At 72.5% G+C, this 23981-nt stretch carries 16 protein-coding genes; 9 read left to right on the top strand and 7 right to left on the bottom strand.

The features are described 5' to 3' along the window. Positions 1–5: 5 nt before the first annotated feature. Both BN344_RS09210 and BN344_RS09205 read left to right on the top strand, forming a co-directional pair. Positions 6–2756, top strand: a complete 2751-nt coding sequence (locus BN344_RS09210; RefSeq protein ID WP_040338288.1) for a penicillin acylase family protein — start codon at positions 6–8, stop codon at positions 2754–2756. 47 nt (positions 2757–2803) lie between these two features. Beyond that, a complete protein-coding gene (locus BN344_RS09205) occupies positions 2804–3766 on the top strand; it encodes a tetratricopeptide repeat protein (RefSeq protein WP_081788617.1) in 963 nt (320 codons plus the stop codon). Here BN344_RS09205 and BN344_RS09200 read toward each other — a convergent pair. From BN344_RS09200 to BN344_RS09180, 5 genes are read right to left on the bottom strand one after another with little or no spacing between them, the layout of a single operon-like run. Continuing rightward, positions 3763–5157 carry a neutral zinc metallopeptidase gene (locus BN344_RS09200; RefSeq protein ID WP_051515750.1) on the bottom strand — a complete coding sequence of 465 codons (1395 nt, stop codon included), beginning with the start codon at positions 5155–5157 and terminating at the stop codon, positions 3763–3765. The genes BN344_RS09205 and BN344_RS09200 overlap by 4 nt on opposite strands. 28 nt (positions 5158–5185) lie before the next feature. Then, complete coding sequence (glgB, locus tag BN344_RS09195; RefSeq protein WP_040338287.1) at positions 5186–7894, bottom strand: 1,4-alpha-glucan branching protein GlgB; 2709 nt, start codon at positions 7892–7894, stop codon at positions 5186–5188. Positions 7895–7951: 57 nt separating this feature from the next. Beyond that, positions 7952–9322 carry a maltokinase N-terminal cap-like domain-containing protein gene (locus BN344_RS09190; RefSeq protein WP_040338286.1) on the bottom strand — a complete coding sequence of 457 codons (1371 nt, stop codon included), beginning with the start codon at positions 9320–9322 and terminating at the stop codon, positions 7952–7954. After that, positions 9319–11187, bottom strand: coding sequence for a maltose alpha-D-glucosyltransferase (gene treS / locus BN344_RS09185; protein ID WP_231486685.1), 1869 nt, complete (start codon positions 11185–11187; stop codon positions 9319–9321). Before treS ends, BN344_RS09190 begins: the two co-directional genes overlap by 4 nt. 50 nt (positions 11188–11237) lie before the next feature. Continuing rightward, complete coding sequence (locus tag BN344_RS09180) at positions 11238–13265, bottom strand: alpha-1,4-glucan--maltose-1-phosphate maltosyltransferase (RefSeq protein WP_040338285.1); 2028 nt, start codon at positions 13263–13265, stop codon at positions 11238–11240. 149 nt (positions 13266–13414) lie between these two features. Here BN344_RS09180 and glgP point away from each other — a divergent pair, with 149 nt between their 5' ends. Both glgP and BN344_RS09170 read left to right on the top strand, forming a co-directional pair. Continuing rightward, positions 13415–15964 carry an alpha-glucan family phosphorylase gene (glgP, locus tag BN344_RS09175; RefSeq protein WP_040338284.1) on the top strand — a complete coding sequence of 850 codons (2550 nt, stop codon included), beginning with the start codon at positions 13415–13417 and terminating at the stop codon, positions 15962–15964. Between the two features lie 133 nt (positions 15965–16097). Next, positions 16098–17063, top strand: coding sequence for an FHA domain-containing protein (locus BN344_RS09170; RefSeq protein ID WP_040338283.1), 966 nt, complete (start codon positions 16098–16100; stop codon positions 17061–17063). Positions 17064–17150: 87 nt separating this feature from the next. Here the strand turns inward: BN344_RS09170 and BN344_RS09165 are convergent, their stop codons facing one another. Together BN344_RS09165 and glgX are read right to left on the bottom strand one after the other, a co-directional pair. Next, a complete protein-coding gene (locus tag BN344_RS09165; RefSeq protein WP_040338282.1) occupies positions 17151–17783 on the bottom strand; it encodes an alpha/beta fold hydrolase in 633 nt (210 codons plus the stop codon). 22 nt (positions 17784–17805) lie between these two features. Further along, positions 17806–19935, bottom strand: coding sequence for a glycogen debranching protein GlgX (gene glgX / locus BN344_RS09160; RefSeq protein WP_040338281.1), 2130 nt, complete (start codon positions 19933–19935; stop codon positions 17806–17808). 134 nt (positions 19936–20069) lie between these two features. On the opposite strand from glgX, the gene BN344_RS09155 reads away from it, so the two are divergent. The 5 genes from BN344_RS09155 to BN344_RS09140 all read left to right on the top strand — a co-directional run bounded on the left by BN344_RS09155 (position 20070) and on the right by BN344_RS09140 (position 23951). Further along, the gene (locus BN344_RS09155) at positions 20070–20837 is read left to right on the top strand and encodes an ABC transporter ATP-binding protein (protein ID WP_040338280.1); all 768 of its coding nucleotides are present in this window, start codon (positions 20070–20072) and stop codon (positions 20835–20837) included. 10 nt (positions 20838–20847) lie between these two features. After that, positions 20848–21633: an enoyl-CoA hydratase/isomerase family protein gene (locus BN344_RS09150; protein WP_040338279.1), complete on the top strand. Its 786-nt coding sequence runs from the start codon at positions 20848–20850 to the stop codon at positions 21631–21633. A 117-nt stretch (positions 21634–21750) separates the two neighbouring features. After that, positions 21751–21915, top strand: a complete 165-nt coding sequence (locus BN344_RS20245) for an RGCVC family protein (RefSeq protein ID WP_166518216.1) — start codon at positions 21751–21753, stop codon at positions 21913–21915. A 27-nt stretch (positions 21916–21942) separates the two neighbouring features. Further along, positions 21943–23055 (top strand): L-cysteine desulfhydrase Cds1, encoded by a 1113-nt coding sequence (gene cds1, locus BN344_RS09145; protein ID WP_040338278.1) that lies wholly within the window; start codon positions 21943–21945, stop codon positions 23053–23055. Between the two features lie 116 nt (positions 23056–23171). After that, positions 23172–23951 carry an electron transfer flavoprotein subunit beta/FixA family protein gene (locus BN344_RS09140; RefSeq protein WP_040338277.1) on the top strand — a complete coding sequence of 260 codons (780 nt, stop codon included), beginning with the start codon at positions 23172–23174 and terminating at the stop codon, positions 23949–23951. Positions 23952–23981 lie beyond the last annotated feature (30 nt).

Here is a 23981-nt window from a genome sequence, read left to right as displayed (position 1 = left end):
TCGTCGTGCGGCTCGCATCGGTGCTGGTGGCAGGGGCGGTGGCGGTCGCCGGCCTGGCGGTCCCGCACACCGCCGTGGCTCATGAGCAGTCCACCGAGTACGGCGGGGTGCGCAACATCCTGCCGCCCGGCCAGTCGGGTGCGATGACCCTGCCCGGTGCCGTGGGTGCACTGCTCGGCGACCCGGTCGGGCGACAGGCGGTCGACGGCCGGAACGCGCCGGTCAACTTCTCCGACCAGCTGGAGATGTACGACGCGCTCAACGCGACCGACCTCGCGGCCCTCACCGAGGACCGGCTCGGCGACTTCTACAAGGACGCCCCGCTCACCCTCGCCGACGAGGACGCGGTCCGCATCGAGCGTCCGCGCGAGGGCGTCGTCATCCGCCGGGACTCCTTCGGGGTGCCCTACATCGAGGCGGAGACCCGTGAGCTCGCTGCCTGGGCCTCGGGCTACGCCGGGGCCCAGGACCGCATGTTCCTCATGGACGTGCTGCGCCACGTCGGCGCCGCCCGGGCCTCGGAGTTCCTCGGCCCCAGCCCCGAGAACATCGCCATGGACCAGGAGCAGCTGCGCAGCGCGTTCTACACGGAGGATGAGGCCGCCGCCCAGGTCGAGGACGTCGCGGCCCGCTTCGGCGAGGAGGGCCAGGCGCTGCTGCGTGCCACCGACGCCTACCTCGAGGGCATCAACGCCGGGCAGCGCGCGCTCTGCCCCGGGCTGGTGCTCGGTCCGCACTGCCCGGTCGAGTACGTCGCGCTCCAGAAGGTCCCGCAGGACTGGGACCGCGCCGACCTGGTCTACATCGCCTCGCTCGTCGGCGGCATCTTCGGCAAGGGCGGGGGCGCGGAGTTCGCCAACGCCCGGTGGCTGCAGCAGCTGCAGGCGCAGTTCGGGCCCGAGGAGGGCCGGCGCATCTTCGACGACCTGCGGTCGGCCGACGACCCGCAGGCGCCGACGACGTCGTCGCTGTCCGCGCCGAACGGCGGCGGCGCGGCGGTCGACCCGACCCGGCCCGGGGTCGCGCTGCCCGACCTCGACGGCGCCACCGCGCCGGGCACCGGGTCCGACGCGGGCGGATCGCCGCTGCCGCTGCCCTCCCTGGGCTCGCTCTCCGGCCGCCTGGACCCCGCGCCGAAGCAGGTCACCGGACCCTTCGGGACCCTGGACCTCGGCGCGGTCGGCGACGGCATGAGCAATGCCGCGCTGGTGTCGGGCGAGCACACCGACGACGGCCGGCCGCGGGCGGTCTTCGGTCCGCAGACCAGTTACTACGCGCCGCAGCTGCTCACCGAGCAGTCCGTCGTCGCCCCCGGGGTCCGGGCGCGCGGCGTCTCCTTCGCCGGCACCAACGTCGTCGTCCAGCTCGGCCGCGGCGTGGACTACGCGTGGTCGGCGACCAGCGCCAACCACGACAACGTGGACACCGTCGTCGTCCGGCTGTGCGACCCCGCGGGTGGCACCGCCACCGTGGAGTCGGAGGGCTACCTGGACGGTGACACCTGCGTGCCCATGGACCGGCACGTGCACGAGCAGGTGGCTCTGCCGACGCTGGGGGGCGTCGGTGCTCCGCAGACCCTCCGCTTCCTGGTGCTGCGCACCGAGCAGGGCATCGTGCAGCTGCGCACCACGGCCGGCGGCGAGCCGGTCGGCATCGTGCTGCAGCGCAGCACGTACCACCGGGAGCTCGACTCGGTGGTCGGGTTCGAGCGGTTCGGCAACCCCGAGTACGTCCAGGACGCCGAGAGCTTCCAGGAGGCGGCCACGGCGATCGACTACACCTTCAACTGGTTCTACGCCGACGACCGGGACATCGCGTACTACTCGTCGGGCCTGGTGCCGGTCCGGGCCGAGGGCACCGACCCGCACCTGCCGCGCTGGGCGGACGACGAGTACGACTGGCAGGGCTGGATGGCCCCGGAGGACCACCCGCAGCAGACGAACCCGCCCTCGGGCTACCTCGTCTCCTGGAACAACAAGCCGGCGCCCGGCTGGGCCGGGGCCGACGACAGCTGGGGCTGGGGCCCGGTGCAGCGCAGCCTGGCGCTCTCGGACCGGATGGACGTCCTCGTCGGGGAGGGCGGGGTGACCACGACCGACCTGGTCGCCGCCGTGCAGGACGCCGCCACCGTCGACGTCCGGGCCGTGTACACGGTGCCCGCACTGCTCGAGGCGATCGGGGACGACCCGGCGCTCGCCGAGGCGACGGCGCTGCTGCGCGACTGGCAGGCGAAGGGAGCCCACCGCATCGACGCCGACCGGGACGGCACCTACGAGGACCAGGCGGCGATCGCGCTCTTCGACGCCTGGTGGGAGTCGACCGCCGAGGACGGCACGGTCCACTCGGTCGCCCACGACCTGCTGCGCGGGACGCTCGGCGACCTCGTGGCCGAGCTGCCGCAGCGGCTGGACGACCACCCGCGGCAGGGCTTGGGCTCGGCCTGGAACAACGTCGCCTGGTACGGCTACGTCGTCCGCGACCTGGGCGGCAACTCCGACGGCGCCTGGTCGCGCAGCTACTGCGGGGGCGGCGACGCCACCCAGTGCACCGAGGACCTGCGGGCCTCGCTGCGCGGCGCGGTGGACCGGAGCCTCGCCGCGCAGGGGGCCGGCTCGCTCGCCGAGCTGACCTACGACAAGCACCAGGACGACATCCGCCACACGGCGACCGGCGTGATCGGGGTGCGCGACATCGACTGGCAGAACCGGCCGACGTTCCAGCAGGTGGTGGCCTTCACCGGCCACCGGGAGCGCTGACCGGGCCGCGCCGACACGCCCGGGGCAGCGGTGGGATGATCGCTGGCATGCAGCCCACCCGCCCTGGACGTCCCGACCCCCGGGCGCAGGCCCAGCAGGCGCAGATGGCCGCCGCGATGGCCGGCGCCGTCGACCTCGCCGCCGTGAAGGCCCGCTCGGAGGCAGCCGCCCGCGCCCAGACGGCACCGCCGCCGAGCGCCGCCGCCCCGGCGGGGGCGCCCGGCGGCGCGGTGGTCGACGTCACCGAGGCGACCTTCCAGGCCGAGGTGCTGGACCGCTCGTTCCAGGTCCCGGTCGTGCTGGACCTGTGGGCGGAGTGGTGCGGCCCCTGCAAGCAGCTCTCCCCGGTCCTCGAGCGGCTGGCCGCCGAGGGTGGCGGCTCGTGGGTGCTGGCGAAGGTCGACGTCGACGCGAACCCGGCCCTGGCCCAGGGCTTGCGGGTCCAGGGCATCCCCGCGGTGAAGGCCGTGTGGCAGGGCCAGCTCATCGCCGAGTTCAACGGCGCCATCCCCGAGGAGCAGGCCCGGGAGTTCGTCGCGGAGCTGGTGCGCGCCACGACCGGCGGCGCCGTGCCGGGCGAGGCCGCCGAGCCGGAGCTGGAGGACCCGCGTCTCGACGCCGCGGAGGCCGCGCTGGAACGCGGCGACCTCGCCGCCGCGGAGGCCGCCTACCAGGCCGTCCTCGCCGAGGAGCCGGACCATCCCGACGCCGGCATCGCCCTGCGGCAGGTGCAGCTGTTCCGTCGTGCCGAGGAGGCCGGGCCGGACGCGCTGGCGGCCGCCGACGCCGCCCCGGACGACATCGCCGCCCAGACGCGCGCCGCGGACTTCCTGCTCGGCACCGGCAACATCGAGGCGGCGTTCGAGCGGCTGCTCGAGGTGATCCGCCGCACCGCGGGGGAGGAGCGGGACGAGGCCCGCAAGCACCTGGTCGAGCTGTTCGGTGTCGTGGGGGATCAGGACCCCCGCGTCGGGGCAGCCCGCCGGGCGCTCACCACCGCCCTCTTCTAGGCGTCCAGGCCGCAGGCGGGCAGGCCCTCGACGAAGCCGTTCCGGAACAGGTCCACCAGCTCGAAGCCGGTCAGGTCGGTGGCGGGCAGGACCGTCGGCTCGCCGCCGAAGGTGAGCAGGAACTGCACGCTCTCGTCGATGTCGCCCGGTGAGACCGAGGCGCCGACGAGGTCGCCGGCGCCGTAGACCTGTGCGGCGTACCAACCGCCCAGGCACACGGACGAGCGCACGGCCTCCTCGTCGTCGGTGGACAGCCCGAGCTGGTCACGCACGGCCAGCCCGTACGGCAGCGAGATGGCGGTGGCCACCGCGAAGTCCCCGAGCTCGTCGTACGCCGGAGTCGCCAGATCCGCCTCGTCGAACCCGACCAGGGCCTCGTCGGCGCAGTAGACGAGGTCGAGGCCCGAGTCCGCCGCGCAGCCGGGGGCCTCGCCGTCGAACGGCTCGATCGACGGCGCCTCGAAGGACGTGTCGAACTCGTCCTCGAAGGCGATCGTCCATGCCGCAGGGAGGGACGTCTCCACGAGTTCCAGAAGGACGTCGTAGTCGGCGTTCCCCCCTGTGCGGATGTCGGATTCGTTCCTGGGGTCGAACTCGTCCTGGGTGAGGACGCGGTCGGTGTCGAAGTTGTCCCGGCACGCCTCCGTACCGGCGTCGAAGCCCTCCTGGAAGGCGGAGACCCGGTCGAAGTAGGAGCCGTGCGCGGTCTCCTCCGCGAGGGAGGTGCCGACCGGGTCGCGCAGCAGCAGGTACCCGCGCAGGACGTCGTCGAGCTCGACGGTGCGCAGGGTCGTGTGCTGGGCCTCGTCCTCGGCGACCCAGCGCGCCCAGGCGCCGGCGAAGCAGTCGGCCTGCGTCTCGACGAGGATGGAGAACTCCGACGAGCCGACCCGGGCCTGCACCGCGTGCCCGAACTCGTGGGCCATCACCAGCGCCGGGATGAACCGGCCGAACTCCGCGCCGAGGTCGGCGAGGAACGAGCGGTCGAAGCTGATCGAGTCCGAGTTCGGGGAGTCGGGTGCCACGCAGTAGTAGGCGTTGTTCTCGACCTCGCTGGACGCGGCACCGCAGCCGATGCCCCGCGGGTACAGGCCCGGGTCGGCATCGCCGGGGTCGACGCTGAAGTAGCCGCCCTGCAGCGGCACGAAGGAGGTCCCGAAGACCGCGGGGAACTGCTCGGCCCAGAACGTCTCCAGATCGGCCAGCGCGTTGCGCGCCAGCACGTCGACCTCCTCGTCGGTCGAGCCGACGACGTCGATGTCGCCGAGCCCGACGTCCGTGGTGGGCGGCCGAGCCGGGCTGGCCTTTCCCACGACGACCACCGAGCAACCGAGCAGCGTCAGCAGGCAGCAACCGACGGCGGTGAGCCCGGCCCACCGCCGTCGTCGCATGCTCCCTGCTTCCTCGTGGAGCGGCCGGTCAGGCCTCGTGCAGGAACCAGACGGTGCCCAGCGGAGGTGCCGAGACCGTGGCCGAGTACGGCTGCCCGTGCCAGGGCTCCTCGACCGCCTCCACGCCGCCGAGATTGCCCACACCCGAACCGCCGTACCCCTCGGCGTCGGTGTTGAGCACCTCGCGCCACAAGCCGGGGCGGGGGAGCCCGATCCGGTACTCGTGGTGCGGGGTCCCGGCGAAGTTCACCACGCAGGCGACCGCCGACCGGTCGGCGTCGGCGGCGTCGGCCGGTTCGTCGGCCGAGGCGACCGCCTTGCCGTAGCGCAGGAACGACAGCACGTTGCCGCCGGCGTCGTTCGCGTCGATCCACTGGAAACCCGAGGGGTCGATGTCGAGGGCCCACAGCGCGTCCAGCTCGCGGTAGCGGGCGTTGAGGTCGGTGACCAGCTCGAGGATCCCGCGGTGCGCAGGGTCGTCGAGGTGCCACCAGTCCAGCGAGCGGCTCTCGGCCCACTCGGCGTCCTGGGCGAACTCCGAGCCCATGAACAGCAGCTGCTTGCCCGGGTGGGCCCACATGTAGCCGAGGTAGGCCCGCAGGTTCGCCAGCTGCTGCCACCGGTCGCCCGGCATCTTCCGCAGCATCGAGCCCTTGCCGTACACGACCTCGTCGTGGCTGATCGGCAGCACGTAGTTCTCGGAGTAGGCGTAGTGCATCGAGAACGTGAGCTGCCCGTGGTGGTAGCCGCGGTAGATCGGCTCCCGCTCGACGTAGTCCAGCGAGTCGTGCATCCAGCCCATGTTCCACTTGAACCCGAAGCCCAGGCCGCCCAGGTGGGTGGGCCGGGTGACGCCCGGCCAGGCCGTCGACTCCTCGGCGATCGTCACGACGCCGGGGACCTCGCGGTACACGGTCGCGTTGAACTCCTGCAGGAACGCGACCGCCTCGAGGTTCTCCCGGCCGCCGTACTGGTTGGGCACCCACTCGTCGCGGGAGTAGTCCAGATAGAGCATCGAGGCGACGGCGTCGACCCGGATGCCGTCGACGTGGAACTCCTTGCACCAGAACAGCGCGTTGGCGACGAGGAAGTTGCGCACCTCGGAGCGGCCGAAGTCGAAGACCAGCGTGCCCCAGTCCAGCTGCTCCCCGCGGCGGGGGTCGCCGTGCTCGTACAGCGGGGTGCCGTCGAAGCGGGCCAGCGCCCACTCGTCCTTCGGGAAGTGCGCCGGCACCCAGTCGACGATGACGCCGATGCCCGCCTGGTGCGCCCGGTCGATCAGGTAGCGCAGGTCGTCCGGGGTGCCGAAGCGGGAGGTGGGGGCGAAGTACGAGGTGACCTGGTAGCCCCAGGACCCGCCGAAGGGGTGCTCGGCCAGCGGCATGAACTCGATGTGGGTGAAGCCGGCGGACGACACGTAGTCGACGAGCTCGTCGGCCATCTCGCGGTAGGAGAGGCCCTGGCGCCAGGAGCCGGCGTGCACCTCGTAGACGCTCATCGGCTTCTCGTGCCAGCCGCCGCTCGCCCGCTCCGCCAGCCACGCGTCGTCGTTCCACTCGTGGGCGGACTCGGTGATCACCGACGCGTTCAGCGGCGGCACCTCGGTGGCGAAGGCCATCGGGTCGGACTTCTCCCGCCAGGTCCCGTCGGCGCCCAGCACGTGGAACCGGTAGCGGGAACCGACCTGCACGCCGGGCACGAAGATCTCCCAGACGCCGGAGGAACCCAGCGACCGCATCGGGTAGGCGCGGGACTCCCAGTAGTCGAAGTCGCCGGTGACCTTGACGCCGCGTGCGGCCGGGGCCCAGACGGCGAAGGAGACGCCTTCGACCGTCCCCCGCGGGGTCTCGTACCGGCGGACGTGCGCACCGAGCACCTCCCAGAGCCGCTCGTGGCGGCCCTCGCGGATCAGGTGCTCGTCCATCGGCCCGAGCGTGGGCAGCCAGCGGTACGGGTCGTCGACCTCGTGGGTCGTCGTGCCGCCCTGGCCGTCGGGGTAGACGACCTCGATGCGGTAGTCGCCCGGCTGCTGCGGGAGCGTGGCCTCGTAGACGCCGCCGGCGTGCAGCGAGCGGGCCTCGTAGCGCCCGCCGTCCTCGTCCAGCACGGCCACGGAGACCGCGTCCGGACGCAGCGTCCGCACGACCCAGCCCTCGCCGGCCTGGTGCGCGCCGAGGACGCGGTGCGGGTCGTGCGACCAGCCCTCGACGATGGCGCGCAGGTCGTCCTCGCCCACCTCGTCGAGAGTGGGCTGCTCGCCGGGTGCGGCCAGGCCCGTGGGCGACGGCGTCGCTGCGGAGGGCTCACCGCCGTCCTCCGGTGCCTGCGGGTGGCTGGGCTCCGCGGGGTCCTGGTCCGGCGGCTCGGGCGGCGGTGCGGGGGAGCCGGCCGGGTTGCCCGGTTCGGCGATCGGTGCCGGCGCCACCACCGGCGGCACCGTGGTGGGCCCGCCCTCGGGCGCGGTGGACTCGGTGCTCTCCTGACCGGTGGTCGTGACCTCGCCGGCGGGCGCGACGTTCCCGGCGTCGGCACCCGACGCCTTGCGCGGCGCCCGCTTGCCGGCCGCCTTCTTCGCCGGGGGCTTCTTGGCCGCCGCCTTGCGGGCAGTCTTCTTCGCGGGGGCGTTGACCACCGGCTCGGTGCCGGCGGCGGCCTCGACCTCGGCCACCCGGTCCTCCACGGCGCGCTGCAGGTCGTCCTTGTCTGCCACCGGTTCCTTTCCGTCTGCGCTGCTCATGTCTCGTCCTCCGGTGCCGTGCTCGTGGGTGTGATGGCCTCGGGTCTCTCGTGAGCGTCAGTCGCGACTGGTCAGCCGGGACAGCGAGTTGAGCGGGATCATCAACCAGTGCGGTCGGTTCCGTGCCTCGTAGACGCACTCGTAAACCGCTTTGTCGGCCTCGAACGCCCGAAGGAGTGGTGAGCCTCCGCACGGATCCAGGCCGCTGGCCTCGGAGTAACCGGTGCAGAACGCGGCCCGGTTCCGCTCGGCCCACTCCTGGGCGCGGTAGGCCCGCTGGGGGTCGTCGGGCTGCTCGACGAGCATGTGCCGCGCGGCGTAGTCGAAGCTGCGCAGCATCCCGGCGACGTCGCGCAGCGGGCTGTCCAGCTCGCGGCGGGAGGCCAGGGGCCGAGCCGGCTCGCCCTCGAAGTCGAGGACGATCCAGCCGGTCGCCGTCCGCAGCACCTGGCCCAGGTGCAGGTCGCCGTGCACCCGCTGGCGCACGACCGGCTCGGTGCTGTCCGCGACGGCGGCGTAGATCTGCCGGATGCCCTCGGCGTGCTCGGCCAGCTGCGGCACGATCTCGATCGCGGCGTCCAGCCGCTCGCCCATCTGCCGGGCGACGCCGCCGTACCAGTCGGGGTCGGCCGGCTCCGTGGGCAGCACCCGTGCCATGTCCAGGTGCACCGACGCGGTGGCCGTGCCCAGCCGCTCGCTGTCCGCGGCGAAGTCGCCGCCCACCTCGTCGGCGTGCAGGTCGCCCTCGGCGTAGAGGTCGCGCACGCTCGCGGTGGCCAGCCGCCACCCGTCGCTGGCGTTGGGGACGAATGTCTGGAGCATCGCGACCGTCGCCGGCGGCTTCGACGGGTCGGGGTCGTCGATCTCGATGTGCCCGAGCAGCGGCGCGATGTGCGGGTTCTCGGTGCGGCGCAGGGCGTCGTGGATCTCCACGTCCGGGTTCAGCCCGGGCTCCAGGCGCCGGAACAGCTTGAAGATCGCCTCCGAGCCGTAGACCAGGGACGTGTTGCTCTGCTCGGTGGAGACGATGTCGCCGGGCACGCCCTCGGGGATGTAGGCCACCCCCGCGGGGTGGAAGTGCATCGGCCCGACGGTGGAGGCCTGGACCAGGTGGATCAGCCACGGGGTGGTCGCGTCCCGGTCCCGCATGCCGTCGTAGGCGTGCGACTGCCGCCCGTCGCCGGTGACCGTGCCGATGTGGGCGGAGCCGAGCTCCTCGACGTAGGCGTCGCGCCAGGAGATCGGGACCAGGTAGGTGTCGCCGCCGCCGTCGGTGTAGGTGACCCGCACGAGGTGCACCGAGAGCACGGGTTCGCTGCGGTCGAGGAAGAAGCCGTCCTCGGTGACGTCCGCCCACTCGCGGCCCTTGCTCCCGAACCACCGCTGGGCGGGCATCCACTCGCGGAGCAGCTCTGCCAGTGCGCTCATCGGGGTCCTCCCGCGCGGTCGACGGAGTCGGGGGAGTTCTGCTCGGCGTCGGGAGCCGGCAGGTTGTCGCCGGGCGTCTCCTCCGCGGCGCTGACCACCCCCGCGGCGAGCAGGGAGTCGGCGATGGCGCTGCTGCCGGTGCTCTCCCAGTCCTCGGGCTCCTCGGCGGCCGGTTCGGCCGGCTTGGCCAGCTCGAACCAGTAGAAGCCGTGCCCGGCCAGCGTGAGCATGTACGGCAGCACGCCGATCTGCGGGAACTCGACCCGGCCGGTCAGCTCGATGGGGGTGTAGCCCTCGAACTGCCGGAGGTCGAGCTCCACCGGCTGCGGGAACCGCGAGAGGTTGTTGACGCACAGCACCACGTCGTCGCCGAACCGGCGCACGAACGACAGCACGGTCGGATTGCGCGACCCGATCTCCTCGAACGTGCCCAGTCCGAACGTCGGGTGCTGGTTGCGCACCTGGATCATCCGGCGGATCCAGTGCAGCAGCGAGGTGGTGTTGCGCAGCTGGGACTCGACGTTGGTGACCTGGTAGCCGTAGACCGGGTCCTGGTTCAGCGGCAGGTACATGCGCTGCGGGTCGGCGCTGGAGAACCCGCCGTTGCGGTCCGGGGTCCACTGCATCGGCGTGCGGACGCCGTCGCGGTCACCGAGCCAGATGTTGTCGCCCATGCCGATCTCGTCCCCGTAGTAGAGGACCGGTGAGCCCGGCAGCGACAGCAGCAGCGCGTTGAACAGCTCGAGGGTGTTGACGTCGTTGTCCAGCAGCGGGGCCAGCCGCCGGCGGATGCCGATGTTGGCCTTCATGCGGGGGTCCTTGGCGTACTCGTCCCACATGTAGTCGCGCTCTTCGTCGGTGACCATCTCGAGCGTCAGCTCGTCATGGTTGCGGAGGAAGACGCCCCACTGGCAGTTGTCGGGGATCTCCGGTGTCTGCGCCATGATCTCCGAGATCGGGAAGCGCTGCTCCCGGCGCACGGCCATGAACAGGCGCGGCATGACCGGGAAGTGGAAGGCCATCTGGCACTCGTCGCCGTTCTCGCCGAAGTACTCGACGACGTCGGCCGGCCACTGGTTGGCCTCGCACAGCAGCACGGTGTCGGGGTAGTCGGCGTCGACGACCTTGCGCACGTGCTTGAGGAACTCGTGGGTCTTCGGCAGGTTCTCGCAGTTGGTCCCCTCCTCCTCGAAGAGGTAGGGGACGGCGTCGAGGCGGAAGCCGTCGATGCCCAGGTCCAGCCAGAACCGCAGGGCCTCGATGATCGCCTCCTGCACCTTCGGGTTCTCGAAGTTGAGATCCGGCTGGTGGGAGAAGAAGCGGTGCCAGAAGTACTGCTTGCGCACCGGGTCGAACGTCCAGTTCGAGCTCTCGGTGTCGACGAAGATGATGCGGGCGTCGGCGTATCCGGTGTCGTCGTCGGCCCATACATAAAAATCTCCGTAGTCGCCTTCCGGATCGCTGCGGGAGGCCTGGAACCACGGGTGCTGGTCCGAGGTGTGGTTCATGACGAAGTCGATGATCACGCGCATGCCGCGCGCGTGGGCCTGGTCGAGGAAGTCCTTGAAGTCGTGGATGTCCCCGAACTCCGGCAGCACCGCGGTGTAGTCGCTGACGTCGTACCCGCCGTCGCGCAGCGGCGAGGCGAAGAACGGCGGCAGCCAGAGGCAATCGACGCCCAGCCACTGCAGGTAGTCGAGCTTGTCGATCATGCCGCGGATGTCGCCGACGCCGTCGGCGTTGCTGTCGGCGAAGCCGCGCACCAGGACCTCGTAGAAGACCGCGCGCTTGAACCACTCCGGATCCGTGCCGGGCGGCGGCAGGGCGGAGCGGCTGTCGGGGAAGTCAGGGACGGGAACGGACATCGGGAGGAGTGGCCCCTTGGGTCGTACGGCGGGTGGGCGGGGTCCTGACTTCAGGAGACCGGCGGCGGGAAGCGCACCGGGCGCGGCAGCGTGACCGCGAAGACGTGGGCGGGCTCGCGGTAGGGATCGAGTTCCAGGTAGTTGAACTGGCCCCAGTCGTAGTGGGCGCCGCTGAGCTCGTCGGTGACGCCGAACCGCTCGTGCCAGTCCAGTCCGAGGACCGGCAGGTCCAGCGCCGTCGTGCCGATGTGGGTGTCGCGGCTGGACAGGTTGACCACGACCAGCACCGCGTCCTGGGACCCGGGGTCGGTCTTGGAGAAACACAGCAGGTTCGGGTTGTCGACGGCGTGGAAGTGCAGCGTGCGCAGCTGCTGGAGCGCTGGATGCGCGCGGCGGACCTCGTTGAGCCGGCGCAGGTAGGGCGCGAGGCTCCGCCCGGAGGCCTCGGCCGCCTCCCAGTCGCGCGGCCGCAGCCGGTACTTCTCGCTGTCGAGGTACTCCTCGCTGCCCGGCTTCACCGCTACGTGCTCGAAGAGCTCGAAGCCGGAGTAGACCCCCCAGGTGGGGCTCAGCATCGCCGCGAGGACCGCCCGGATCTTGAACATCGGGGGGCCGCCGAACTGCAGCGACTCGTGGAGGATGTCCGGGGTGTTCACGAAGAAGTTCGGCCGCATGTAGTGGCTGTTGGTGGCCAGCTCGCGGCCGTACTCCTCGAGCTCGCCCCGCTCGGTCCGCCACGTGAAGTACGTGTAGGACTGGGTGAACCCGATCCGCGCGAGCTGGTGCATCATCGCCGGCCGGGTGAAGGCCTCGGCGAGGAACAGGACGTCGGGGTCGGTCTTCTTGACCTCCCAGATCAGCCAGTGCCAGAAGTTCAGCGGCTTGGTGTGCGGGTTGTCGACCCGGAAGATCTTGACGCCGGCCTCGATCCAGACCCGGATCACCCGGAGGCACTCGGCGTAGATGCCGTCGGGGTCGTTGTCGAAGTTGATCGGGTAGATGTCCTGGTACTTCTTCGGCGGGTTCTCCGCGTAGGCGATCGTGCCGTCGGGCTTGGTCGTGAACCACTCCGGATGGGCCTCGACCCACGGGTGGTCGGGTGCGGCCTGGAGCGCGAAGTCCAGCGCCACCTCCATGCCCAGCTCGCGGGTGCGGGCGACGAAGGCGCGGAAGTCCTCCATCGTCCCCAGCTGCGGGTGGACGGCGTCGTGGCCGCCCTCGGCGCTGCCGATCGCCCACGGGGAGCCGACGTCGTCGGGCCCGACCTCGTGCGGGTTGCCGCCGGGGAACTCCTTGGAGTTCGGGCCCTTGCGGTTGACCGTGCCGATCGGGTGGATCGGCGGCAGGTAGACCACGTCGAAGCCCATGTCGGCGATGGCGGGCAGCCGGTCGGCCGCGGTCGCGAACGTCCCGTGCGTCGACGTGCCGCCCACGACCGGGCCCTCCGACCGCGGGAAGAACTCGTACCAGGAGCCGAAGAGCGCCGTCCGGCGGTCGACCCACACCTCGTACTCGGGGGAGGGAGTCACCAGCTCGCGCACGGGGTGCTCGTGCAGGTACTTCTGCAGGCCCGCCGCGAGCGCGGGCGCGATGCGGACGGTGAGCTCCTGCGAGGTGTCGCGCAGCGCGGCGGCGGCGGCCTCGACCCGGCCCTGCCAGTCCGCGTCCGCCTCCTTCGCCACCCGGTCCAGCAGCCGCGCGCCCTCCTCGAGGTCGTTGGCCAGGTCCTCGGGGCCCTGGCCGGCCTCGACCTTGACCTCGACCGCGTGCCGCCACGTCGCCAGCGGGTCGCTCCAGGCCTCGACGCGGAAGGTCCACCGGCCCTCGCGGTCGGGCACGACCCCGGCGATCCAGCGGTCCGGCTCGGGCGGCAGCTTCGCCATGCGGACGAACGGCCCCTCGGAGCCGTCCGGCGCGGTCCACACGACGTTCGCCGCGACGGCGTCGTGGCCCTCGCGGAACACCGTCGCGGTGATCGGCAGGTGCTCACCCACCACGGCGCGGGCGGAGAAGGTCCCGCAGGACACGACGGGGGCGACATCGGAGATGCCGAGGCGGAGGTCAGTGCGGCCAGTCATCGCCGACCACGCTACTGAGGTCCCGCCCCACCAGCACCTCGGCTGCGGTGCCGTCCCACGGGCCTCACCCGTTGGAGCGGTGCGGCCGCCGGCCCGGATTGTTCCGTCGAACCCCTGGCGGGACGCCGTCCGCTGGTTAGTCTCGGCCGGTGCGTGCTCTTCGTCGGTTCACCGTCCGTGCGGCGCTGCCCGAACCCCTGACGCCCCTGTCCCAGCTCGTGATGAACCTCCGGTGGTCCTGGCACCCCGAGACGCGTGACCTCTTCGAGTCGCTGGACCCCGGCCTCTGGCGGACGTGCGGCGGCGACCCGGTCCGGGCGCTCGGCGAGGTGTCGGCCGAGCGGCTGGCCGCCCTGGCCAAGGACCGTCGCTTCGTCCGCCGGCTGCAGGACGCCGTCGACGACCTCGAGGAGTACCTGACGACGCCGCGCTGGTACCAGTCGCTGGGGGCCGAGGCGCCCGCGACGATCGCGTACTTCTCCGCGGAGTTCGGCATCACCGAGGTCCTCCCGCAGTACTCCGGTGGCCTCGGCATCCTGGCCGGTGACCACCTCAAGGCCGCGTCCGACCTCGGGGTGCCGCTGATCGGCGTCGGGCTGCTCTACCGGGCCGGCTACTTCACCCAGGGCCTGTCGGCCGACGGCTGGCAGCTCGAGCACTACCCGTCGCTGGACCCGCACGGCCTGCCGGTCAAGCTGCTGCGCGAGCCCGACGGGTCCGCCGTCGTCATCTCCGTGCCGCTGCCCGAGGGCCGCACGCTGTTCGCCCACGTGTGGCGGGCGCAGGTGGGCCGGGTCTCCCTGCTCCTGCTCGACAGCGACATCGAGGAGAATGCGCCGGCCGAGCGCGGCGTGACCGACCGGCTGTACGGCGGCGACGAGGACCACCGCCTGCGTCAGGAGATGCTCCTGGGCATCGGCGGCGTGCGGGCCCTGCGCGCCTACTGCGCGCTCACCGGGACGCCGGCGCCGGAGGTGTTCCACGCCAACGAGGGGCACGCGGGCTTCCTCGGCATCGAGCGGATCCGCGAGCTCATGGAGTCCCACGGGCTGTCGTTCGCCGAGGCGGTCCAGGCGGTGCGGGCGGGCACGGTCTTCACCACGCACACCCCGGTCCCGGCGGGCATCGACCGCTTCCCCAGGGGTCTCATCGAGCGGTACTTCGCCGGCTTCGGCGTCCCGCTGCAGGACCTGCTCGCGCTCGGCGCCGAGGAGGATCCGTCGAAGTACAACATGGCCCACATGGGCCTGCGGCTGGGCCAGCGCGCCAACGGCGTGAGCGAGCTGCACGGGCACGTGAGCCGGGGCATGTTCAACAACCTCTGGCCCGGGTTCGACGAGGGCGACGTCCCGATCGGCTCGATCACCAACGGCGTGCACGCGCCGACCTGGACCGCGCGCGAGCTGGTCGAGATGGGCACCCAGACCTCCAGCCAGGGCGACCCGGCGGAGGTCACCGGCCCGGTCCACTTCGACGGCGTCGACGCCATCGCCGCGGGCGACCTGTGGGCGATTCGCCGCACGCTGCGGGGCCGGCTGGTGGAGGAGGTGCGCCGCCGCATCCGCGAGACCGCGCTCTCCCGCGGGGCCACCGAGGCGGAGGTCGGCTGGACCGACACCGCCTTCGACCCCGACGTCCTCACCATCGGCTTCGCCCGCCGGGTGCCCAGCTACAAGCGCCTGACGCTCATGCTGCGCGACCCGGCCCGCCTCAAGGCCATGCTGCTGGACCCGGAGCGGCCGCTGCAGCTGGTCATCGCCGGCAAGAGCCACCCGGCCGACGACGGCGGCAAGAAGCTGATCCAGCAGATGGTCGAGTTCGCCGACGACCCGGAGATCCGGCACCGGATCGCGTTCCTGCCCGGCTACGACATCGGCATGGCCCGCTACCTCTACTGGGGCTGCGACGTCTGGCTGAACAACCCGCTGCGCCCGCTGGAGGCGTGCGGGACCTCGGGCATGAAGGCCGCGCTCAACGGCGGCCTGAACCTCTCCATCCGCGACGGGTGGTGGGACGAGTGGTTCGACGGCCAGAACGGCTGGGCCATCCCCACGGCCGACGGTGTCGCCGACGCCGACCGGCGCGACGAGGTCGAGGCGCGGGCGATCTACGACCTGCTCTCGACCCAGGTGCTGCCGCGGTTCTACGAGCGCGACGCGGAGGGCGTGCCGGCGCGCTGGGTGGAGATGGTCCGCCACACGCTGCGCGAGACCGGGCCCAAGGTGCTGGCCACCCGCATGGTGCGCGACTACGTGCAGGCGCTGTACGTGCCGGCCGCGCAGTCGGCCCGCGTGATGTCCGCGGACGGCTACGCCCCGGCGCGGTCGGAGTCGCAGTGGCGGGCGCACCTGCTGCACAACTGGTCGACCGTCCGCGTCGCCCACGTGGAGGCCACCGGAGCCGGTGACACGCCCGAGATCGGTTCGACCCTCGCGCTGCGCGCGGAGGTGGAGCTGCCGGGCCTGGAGCCCTCCGACGTCCAGGTGCAGGCGGCCTACGGCCGGGTCGACGACGCCGACGGGCTGCACGACGTCACGTCGGTGCCCATGGCCCACGAGCAGAGCGAGGGCTCCCGCCACTGGTTCACCGCCACCGTGCCGCTGGAGCGCACCGGCGCCTTCGGCTACACCGTGCGGGTCCTCCCGTACTCCGAGCACCTGGCCGACCCGGCCGAGCTCGGGGTGGTGACGACGGCCTGATCGGAGCGCCCGGTCACACGTCGCGACGCTCCCGTCACGCTGGTCCCACCTGTTCGGTGTGACGTGCAGCGATCACGGCGTGGCGGGGGTGGCCGGGCACCGAAGTCCGTTGCGCATCACTAGGCTGGCCGCCATGCCCGACCGCTGTGAAGTCCTCCCCGGAGACGCCGTCGTCGCCCGCCGCGACGGCGCCCTGCTGTGGGTCGACGCTCCCGGTTCGCCCGCCCTCGTGGCGGCCCTCCACGCCTGCCTCGGCGTCTCCGGCCCCGGCGCCGACCGCGTCCTGTCGGCCGTGGCCGCGCGTGCGGGGTCGCTCGTCTCCGGCAGCGCCTCCTTCGCGCTGGTGCTCGCCGACCGCGCATCGGGCACCGGCGTCGCCCTGTGGTCCGGCAAGGGCCAGCCGTCCGTCGACGGCGTCCCCTTGTCCGGGTCGTCGGTGGACGGGGGCACCGTCGCCTCCGGCTTCCCGGTGGGCCGCGCGCTCTACGTGGGCCCGGGGGAGGCCGCCTCGCAGTCGGCTCCCGGCATCTCCTTCGACCTCGTCGAGGGGACCGTGCCCGGGTCCGGCGCCGCCCTGCACCTGACCGCCGCCCCGGCTGCGGCGCCCGCCCAGGCCGCCCCGTCGTCGTTCACCGCGAGCTCGGACTCCGGGTTCGGTGCCGCGTCCGGTTCCGCTTCCGGTGCCGGTGCGAGCCGGGCCAGCACCCCGCCCGAGACGGGCGAGGAGACCGCCTTCTGGCGCCCCGAGGCCGGCGCCGCGGCGCCGGTCCTCCGGTTCGACGACGGCCTGGTCATCACGGTCGACGAGGACCTCGTGCTCGGGCGTCGTCCCGACAACCACGAGATGGTCAGCAGCGGCGGCGCGCGGCCGGTGCCGATCGCCGACACCCAGAACGTGCTCTCCTCGGCCCACGCGGCGCTGACCCGCTCCGGCGAGGAGGTCTCGCTCATCGACCTGGGCTCGCTCAACGGCACGCACGTCGCCGGGCCGGAGGCCACCGAGTGGACCCAGCTCGAGCCGGGCGTCGCCCACCCCCTGTCCGACGGCGACCGCCTGCTCCTCGGCTGGACCGTCATCACCTTCGAGCAGCCCGAGTAGCTCTGCGGACCGCTGAACCCCAGAGGCCCAGGACCGCACCGGTCCTGGGCCTCTCGGGTTCAACCCTTCGTTCCGGTCGGAGCGCCGCTACAGCCGGCCGACCCAGCTCAGCAGGAAGTCGTTGAACCGCCCGACATCCTGCGGCCGGTGCCCCGCTCCCTCGATCTGAACGTGGTGGCCGCCTGCGATGTCCACGACGGCCGATCCGATGGCCTCGTAGAGGGGGCTCCAGCCGCCGGTCACCACTGCGAGCGGCACCGCCATGCCTGCGAGAGCCGCCGGTGTCAGCCTGGTCTCCCACGGCGGTCGGTGTCGGCGAAGCAGCTCCAGCGACCGCTCGTCCTGCGCCGTGGCCGGGGAAACGGCGCGGACGTGCTCCTGAACGCTGTACTCGTCGGCGGCCGCGAATGTCGCTGCCGGTTCGATCACGACCACGCCACGCAGCCCGGGCGACCGGATCGCCGTCGCCAGGACCGCTACTGCGGACCACGAGTGCCCGACGAGGACCGTGGCGGGGTGGACCTGTGCGGCGAGCCAGGTCGCCTCGCCGTCGACCGTCAACTCCTCGGGCAGCTCGTCGTCGCCGAACCCCCGTCGGACCAGGAAGCGGGCGCCCGGAAGGTCCGCCTGCATCGGCCAGGCGCCCACCCCCGCACGACCACCGATGGCATGCACGAACGCGATGTCGGCGGGCACGTCGACAGGCGGCTTCTGCGTCACGGTGCGAGTTCTCTCCAGCTCGTCAGGGTCGGCGGAGGACCTTGAGCAGCCAGACGCAGCGGCCCGGGAGCTGGATGGGACCCGGCGCCACCACGGTCGTCTCGGGCGGTGCCCCGGTGGCGTACTCGGTGGACAGCACCAGCTCGTAGCCGTCGGCCCACGGCGGTCCGGGCAGTTCGACGGTCACCGGATCCGGGCCCGCGTGCAGCTGCACCAGGTAGGAGTCGTCCACCACTGGCCGGCCGTGGGCGTCGCGGCCGCGGATGCCCCGCCCGTCGAGGTACATGCCGACGGTCTGCAGCCCGGTGTCGAACCAGTCGGCCGTCGTGAGCTGACCGCCGTCGGGGGCGAACCAGGCGAGGTCGCGTGTGCCGCCGGTGCCGGGCAGCTCGTGGCCCTCGAAGAACGCCTCCTGCCGCAGCACGGGCGCCGACCGGCGCAGCCGCAGCACGTGTGCGACGAACGCCCGCAGGTCCTCGTCGACCTGGGTCCAGTCCAGCCAGGACAGCTCGCCGTCCTGGCAGTAGGCGTTGTTGTTGCCCTGCTGGGTGCGGCCCAGTTCGTCACCGGCGGTGAGCATGGGCACGCCGGTGGACAGCAGCAGCGTGCTCAGCAGGTTGCGCACCTGACGGCCGCGCAGGGCGTTGACCGCCAGGTCGTCGGTCTCGCCCTCGACGCCGCAGTTCCAGCCGCGGTTGTGGCTCTCGCCGTCCCGGTTGTCCTCGCCGTTGGCCTCGTTGCGCTTGTCCTGGTAGGTCACCAGGTCGCGCATCGTGAAGCCGTCGTGGGCGGTGACGAAGTTGATGCTGGCGAAGGGGCGCCGGCCGTCGGAGCGGTACAGGTCCGAGGAGCCGGTGAGCCGGTAGGCGAGGTCGCGGACGCCCACGTGCGCACCCGTCCACACGTCGCGCACGGTGTCCCGGTAGGCGGCGTTCCACTCCGTCCACGGCGGCGGGAAGTTGCCCACCTGGTACCCGCCGGGGCCGACGTCCCAGGGCTCGGCGATCAGCTTCACCTGGCTGACCACCGGGTCCTGGTGCACCACGTCGAAGAACGCCGAGAACCGGTCGACGTCGTGCGTCGAGCGGGCCAGCGCCGGGGCCAGGTCGAACCGGAACCCGTCGACGTGCATCTCGGTGACCCAGTAGCGCAGCGAGTCCATGAGCAGCCCCAGCACCGCGGGCCGGCGCACGTCCAGGGTGTTCCCGCACCCGGTGTAGTCGGTGTAGCGGGCCGGGTTCTGCGGGTCGACGCGGTAGTAGCCGCTGTTGTCGATGCCCTTGAACGACAGGGTCGGCCCGGTGTGGTCGCCCTCCGCGGTGTGGTTGTAGACGACGTCGAGGATGACCTCGATGCCGGCGGCGTGCAGCGCCTTGACCATCGTCTTGAACTCGGTCACCTGCCCACCGCCGCCGCCCGCGGAGCTGTAGGCGGCGTGCGGGGCGAAGAACCCGAGGGTGTTGTAGCCCCAGTAGTTGGTGAGCCCGCGCCGCAGCAGGTGCGGCTCGCTCACGAACTGGTGCACGGGCAGCAGTTCGACGGCCGTGACGCCGAGGCCCTGCAGGTGCTCGACGAAGGCGGGGTGCGCCAGGCCCGCGTAGGTTCCGCGCAGGTGTGCCGGCACGTCGGGGTGGCGCATGGTCGCGCCCTTGACGTGCACCTCGTAGATCACGGTGTCCGACCACGAGGTGCGCAGCGGCCGGTCGCCGTCCCACGGGAAGATGTCGTGGACCACCACGCCGCGGGGCACGTGCGGGGCGGAGTCCCGGTCGTCGGGCGGACCCTCGGGGGAGTCGGCGTGCCCGAACAGCGAGGGGTGCAGCTCCAGCCCGCCGTCGACGGCGCGGGCGTAGGGGTCCAGCAGCAGCTTGGCCGGGTTGTACCGCTGCCCGGTCGAGGGCTCGTAGGTGCCGTGGACGCGATAGCCGTAGCGCTGACCGGGGCCGATCCCGGGCAGGCGGCCGTGCCACACCTGGTGCGTGGTCTCGGTCAGCGGCTGGCGGTGCTCGGTGCCGTCGGCGTCGAACAGGCACAGCTCGACGGCGGAGGCGCCGGCCGACCAGAGGGCGAAGTTCGTGCCCGTGCCGTCCCAGTGCGCGCCGAGGGGGGAGGGGGAGCCGGGCAGGACCTCGGCGACCGGATGCTCGATCACCGGGCGATCGTGCCAAGCCCGGGGCGTGTGCGCGTGCACGTGGTGCGCGGCGGGTTGGTTGGATGGGGTCCGTGTCGAGCGTCGGTGGGGTGGGTGGGGGCGGCACAGACGCCTCCGAAGGGGCTGTCGTCCGGATGACCGGGGTCGACGTCGTGCGGGGGGAGACCCACCTGCTGCGCGGTGTCGACTGGCACGTGGAGGCCGACCACCGGTGGGTGGTCCTCGGGCCCAACGGGGCCGGCAAGACCACGCTGCTGCAGCTGGCCGGGGCGCTGCTGCACCCGACCCGGGGCGAGGTGCAGCTGCTGGGGGAGACCCTCGGTGCGGTCGACGTCTTCGAGCTGCGCCCCCGCATCGGGCTGACCAGCGCCGCCCTGGCGCAGCGGATCAGCCCGGCGGAGACGACCGGGGACATCGTCGTCTCGGCCGGCTACGCCGTGGTGGGCCGGGGGCGGGAGCGCTACGACGTCCACGACCTCACCCGCGCCGGCATCCTCATGGAGCAGTGGGGCGTCGCCCAGTTCGCGCACCGGCCGTTCGGGACCCTCAGCGAGGGGGAGCGCAAGCGCGCCCAGATCGCCCGGGCGCTCATGCCCGACCCCGAGCTGCTGCTGCTCGACGAGCCGGGCGCCGGCCTCGACCTGGGCGGCCGCGAGGACCTGGTGGCCCGCCTCTCGGACCTGGCCCGCTACCTCTACGCCCCGGCGCAAGTGCTGGTCACCCACCACGTCGAGGAGATCCCGCCCGGGTACGACCACGCCCTCCTGCTGCGCGGGGGAGAGGTGGTGGCCGCGGGGGCGACCGACGACGTGGTCACCGCCGCGAACCTCTCGGACACCTTCGGCCTGCCGCTGGACGTGACCCGGACCGACGGCCGGTTCACCGCCCGCCGCGCTCGCTAAGGTTCCCCGCATGGCCGATCCGGAGTTCGTGACCCTGCAGGTCGAGGACGGGGTGGGCACCATCCGCCTCGACCGCCCGAAGATGAACGCGATCGACGAGCAGCTGCACCGGGAGGTGCGCGCCGCGGCGCTGCAGGCGGGGGAGCGCGACGACGTCCGCGCCGTCGTCATCTACGGCGGAGAGCGTGTCTTCGCCGCGGGCGCCGACATCAAGGCCATGTCCCAGCTCGACGCCGTCGGCATGGCGGACTGGGGCCGGGAGCTGCAGGAGTCGTTCCGCGTCGTCGCGCGGGTGCCGAAGCCGGTCATCGCCGCGATCACCGGCTACGCGCTGGGTGGCGGGTACGAGCTCGCGCTGTGCGCCGACTTCCGCGTGCTCGGCAGCAAGGCGAAGATCGGCCAGCCCGAGATCCTGCTCGGCGTCATCCCGGGCGCGGGGGGCACCCAGCGGCTCGCCCGTCTGGTCGGCCCGGCCAAGGCCAAGGACCTGGTCTTCACCGGCCGGCACGTCGGCGCCGAGGAGGCGCTGGAGATCGGCCTGGCCGACGCCGTCGTCCCCGACGCCGAGGTCTACGAGACCGCCGTGGCGATGGCTCGCAAGTTCGCCGCCGGGCCGCCGCTGGCGCTGGCCGCCGCCAAGCGCGCCATCGACGAGGGCCTCGAGCTGCCCATGGACGAGGCGCTGACGCTGGAGACCCGGCTGTTCGCCGAGCTGTTCGACACCGAGGACCAGAAGACCGGCATGAGCTCGTTCCTGGAGAGCGGGCCGGGCAAGGCCACGTTCACCGGCCGCTGACGCCGGGAGGCGTAGCGTCCGGGGGGTCCTGGTCCACCTCGCGCGCCGGCCGTCCGTCGCCGGTGCCGGGACCAGGAGCACGCCGTGGGCCGGTCGCCGGCCCGGTCAGGTTCACCCATGGTCTCCGCACCGTCCGCCACGCCCACCGACGAGCACGCACCCGCCGACGCCTGCGGGAACTGCCCGCACCCGCTGAGCGCCCACGACACCATCTCGCTGCGCTTCTGCCGTGCCACCCAGGCCGGCGACCTGCCGCGGGGATGCGCCTGTCCGTCGTCCTGAACCAGGGGGATGCGTGATCATGCGGGCATGAGCTCATCGGGCCCAGACGACGTCGACCGTTCGGACCCCGCCGGCCGGGCGTGGGTCGACCGGGCGGTGGCGACGGTCGAGGCCGACGCCCGGCGCAGCGCGGACACGCACCTGCTCGTCTACCCGCTGCCCCCGGAGTGGGGTGTCGACCTCTACCTCAAGGACGAGTCGACCCACCCGACCGGCAGCCTCAAGCACCGGCTCGCCCGGTCGCTGTTCCTCTACGGCCTGTGCTCGGGTCAGATCACCGAGGGCAGCACCGTCGTGGAGGCCTCCAGCGGATCGACGGCGGTGAGCGAGGCCTACTTCGCCCGCATGCTCGGCCTGCCCTTCGTCGCGGTGATGCCGCGCTCGACCAGCCCCGAGAAGATCGCCCTCATCGAGTTCCACGGGGGCCGCTGCCACTTCGTCGACCGGGCTCCGGACATGTACGACGAAGCCCGCCGGCTGGCCGCCGAGTGCGGGGGCCACTACCTCGACCAGTTCACCTTCGCCGAGCGCGCCACCGACTGGCGGGGCAACAACAACATCGCCGAGTCGATCTTCGAGCAGCTCTCCGCCGAGCGGCACCCGGTCCCCGAGTGGGTCGTCGTCGGTGCCGGCACGGGCGGCACGAGCGCGACGATCGGCCGGTACATCCGCTACCGCCGGCACCCCACCCGGCTGGCCGTCGTCGACCCGGAGAACTCGGCGTTCCTCCCCGGCTACGCGGCCCGGGAGCCGGACTGGACCACCGGGATGCCCTCCCGCATCGAGGGCATCGGCCGGCCGCGCGTGGAGCCTTCCTTCGTGCCCACGATCGTCGACCGGATGATCGGGGTGCCCGACGCCGGCTCGCTCGCCGCGATGCGGCACCTGGCGACGACGACCGGCAGACGGGCCGGCGGCTCCACCGGCACCAACCTGTGGGGCGCCTTCGCGCTGGTCGCCGAGATGGTGGCCGCCGGCCGCACGGGCAGCGTGGTCACCCTCCTGTGCGACGGCGGGGAGCGCTACGCGCACACCTACTACTCCGACGAGTGGGTCGCCGCGCAGGGACTGGACCTGGCCCCGCACGCCGCCAGGCTGCAGCGATTCGCCCGCACGGGGCTATGGGGCGACCCCTCGTGACGTGGCTCACCCGGCCCTCGTGCCGCGTCCCTCATACCTGCAAGTAACCTCCTTGGTCGGAGCTGGGCGGGCCTCATGCCCGCACCCCCTGACCCCGTCGCGGAGGTAGGTCTGGCGTGAACATCGTCGTACTGGTCAAGCAGGTCCCCGATTCCGGCAGCGAGCGCAAGCTGGACCCGGCGGACAACACCGTCGCGCGCGCCGCCGCGGACAACGTCGTCAACGAGATCGACGAGTACGCCATCGAAGAGGCGCTCGTGGTGAAGGAGGCCCAGGGCGGCGAGGTCACCGTGCTGACCGTCGGCCCCGACAGCGCCACCGACGCCATCCGCAAGGCGCTCTCCATGGGCGCCGACAAGGCGGTGCACATCTCCGACGAGGCCATCAAGGGCTCCGACGCCGTGCAGATCAGCGCCGTCCTGGCCGCTGCCCTGGGGCAGCTGGAGTACGACCTCATCATCTGCGGCGCCGAGGCGACCGACAGCCAGATGAGCGTCATGCCGGCGCTGCTGGCCGAGCGCCTGGGGCTCCCGCAGCTGTCGGGTGCCCGCAAGCTCACGGTCGACGGCGGCACCGCGAAGATCGAGCGGCAGACCGACGGCGGCTACTGGGCCGTCGAGGCGCCGCTGCCGGCGATCGTGTCCACCTGGGACACCATCAACGAGCCGCGCTACCCCTCGTTCAAGGGGATCATGGCCGCCAAGAAGAAGCCGGTCGAGACCAAGTCGCTGGCCGACATCGGCGTCGACGCCTCGGCCGTCGGGCTGGCCAACGCCACGACCCAGGTCCTCGACTTCTCCGGCCGCCCGCCCAAGGGCGAGGGCGTCAAGGTCACCGACGAGGGCGACGGCGGGCAGCAGTTCGTCGACTACCTCGCCAGCCAGAAGATCGTCTGAGTCCGGCCCGGATCGAAGGAAGAGGAGAAC

The organism is Candidatus Blastococcus massiliensis AP3, assembly GCF_000582785.1.
In the GTDB taxonomy this organism is placed as follows: Bacteria; Actinomycetota; Actinomycetes; order Mycobacteriales; family Geodermatophilaceae; genus Blastococcus; species Blastococcus massiliensis.
Note: the sequence above shows the minus strand (reverse complement) of the source record. Positions and strands in the feature narration are given on the sequence as shown.

What these genes read in the sequence shown, in the direction of transcription:
- BN344_RS09205 (WP_081788617.1), top strand. Translation starts at nt 2,804, where the DNA reads ATGCAGCCCACCCGCCCTGGACGTCCCGACCCCCGGGCGCAGGCCCAG.
- BN344_RS09200 (WP_051515750.1), bottom strand. Translation starts at nt 5,157, where the DNA reads ATGCGACGACGGCGGTGGGCCGGGCTCACCGCCGTCGGTTGCTGCCTG.
- glgB (WP_040338287.1), bottom strand. Translation starts at nt 7,894, where the DNA reads ATGAGCAGCGCAGACGGAAAGGAACCGGTGGCAGACAAGGACGACCTG.
- BN344_RS09190 (WP_040338286.1), bottom strand. Translation starts at nt 9,322, where the DNA reads ATGAGCGCACTGGCAGAGCTGCTCCGCGAGTGGATGCCCGCCCAGCGG.
- treS (WP_231486685.1), bottom strand. Translation starts at nt 11,187, where the DNA reads ATGTCCGTTCCCGTCCCTGACTTCCCCGACAGCCGCTCCGCCCTGCCG.
- BN344_RS09180 (WP_040338285.1), bottom strand. Translation starts at nt 13,265, where the DNA reads ATGACTGGCCGCACTGACCTCCGCCTCGGCATCTCCGATGTCGCCCCC.
- BN344_RS09170 (WP_040338283.1), top strand. Translation starts at nt 16,098, where the DNA reads ATGCCCGACCGCTGTGAAGTCCTCCCCGGAGACGCCGTCGTCGCCCGC.
- BN344_RS09155 (WP_040338280.1), top strand. Translation starts at nt 20,070, where the DNA reads ATGACCGGGGTCGACGTCGTGCGGGGGGAGACCCACCTGCTGCGCGGT.
- BN344_RS09150 (WP_040338279.1), top strand. Translation starts at nt 20,848, where the DNA reads ATGGCCGATCCGGAGTTCGTGACCCTGCAGGTCGAGGACGGGGTGGGC.
- BN344_RS20245 (WP_166518216.1), top strand. Translation starts at nt 21,751, where the DNA reads ATGGTCTCCGCACCGTCCGCCACGCCCACCGACGAGCACGCACCCGCC.
- cds1 (WP_040338278.1), top strand. Translation starts at nt 21,943, where the DNA reads ATGAGCTCATCGGGCCCAGACGACGTCGACCGTTCGGACCCCGCCGGC.